The organism is Metasolibacillus sp., from assembly GCF_025291715.1.
GTDB lineage: Bacteria > Bacillota > Bacilli > Bacillales_A > Planococcaceae > Metasolibacillus > Metasolibacillus louembei.
On sequence record NZ_JAMBIZ010000065.1, the window covers coordinates 1 to 1,294 of the forward strand.

A 1,294-nucleotide genomic window follows, 5' to 3' on the forward strand; every position below is an offset into this window, starting at 1 on the left:
ACAAGAATTTAATGTTGATCTCCAAACCATCCGCTTATGGATTGAAAACTATAAGGCACAAGGTGAAGATGGCCTGAATGTTAAAACTAAAAAAACCTACTACTCTTCCGAATTTAAAATCAAGGCTGTACAAATGCTTCTTGATAAGATACCGGTAAGAGAAGTTAGAAGACGGTTAAATCTGAGCGGGACGTCAATTTTAAGAAGGTGGCTCGCTCAGTATCATAAAGAAGGGATTGCCGGGTTTAATACTACGAGGATTTATACCAATATGGTTAAACAAGATAAAACCAAAATAACTAAGCCTATAAAAGAAGACAAAGATAAATCTCAACAGGAACTCATTGATGAAGTGACCGCTTTACGAGCGGAGGTTGCCTTTTTAAAAAAGCTAAAAGCCTTAAAACTGAAGCAACGTACTTAAATACACTTTGTACTGCAGACACTGTTCAGGTTATTTCAGAATTAAGGCAAATTTATCCATTAAAACTCTTACTCAGTATTGCAAAGATTGCTCGTAGTACTTATTTCTATCACATGAAAGCTGTACGCTCTAATGACAAATATACTGAGTTAAAACAGCAGATTAAGTCCATATATCACAAGCATAAGGGATGCTATGGCTATCGTAGAATTACTCTTGCCCTGAAAAGTACAGGAATAATAATCAACCATAAATGTGTATATCGCCTTATGAAAACCATGGGAATTAAATCACGTATCAGAGCATTGAAATATCGCTCATATAAAAGTGGTTGTGTCGGGACGGTGGCTGATAACATTATGCAACGGCAATTTAAAGCGAACCATCCCAACCAGAAATGGGCAACTGATGTGACGGAATTTAATGTTAACGGTGAAAAACTTTATTTATCACCAATTATAGATTTGTTTAATGGGGAAATTATTACCTTCCGAATCCAACGTAAACTCAATTATGAGTTAGTGAAAGATATGCTCATTCATGCTTTAGCTAAACTTAAGCGACATGAGAAACCAATTCTCCATTCAGATCAAGGATGGCAATATCAAATGGCTCATTACCAACAGCAATTAAAGCAACATGGTTTAATTCAAAGTATGTCTCGTAAAGGAAATTGCTTAGATAATGCTGTAATAGAAAGCTTCTTTGGAATATTAAAATCGGAATGCTTTCATGGAGAAAAATTTCAATCAATTGATGAATTAGAGAAAACGATACGAGAATACATTCATTATTATAATCATGAGAGAATCAAGGTGAAGCTACAAGGTTTATCCCCTGTACAATATAGAAACCAGTTTATAAAAACTG

General features: G+C 34.8%; 1 pseudogene. It reads left to right on the forward strand.

Annotated features, from left to right (window positions below):
• Positions 1-67 precede the first annotated feature (67 nt).
• Positions 68-1,294 (forward strand): annotated as a pseudogene (locus M3Z76_RS19600) (IS3 family transposase); the annotation flags it as partial.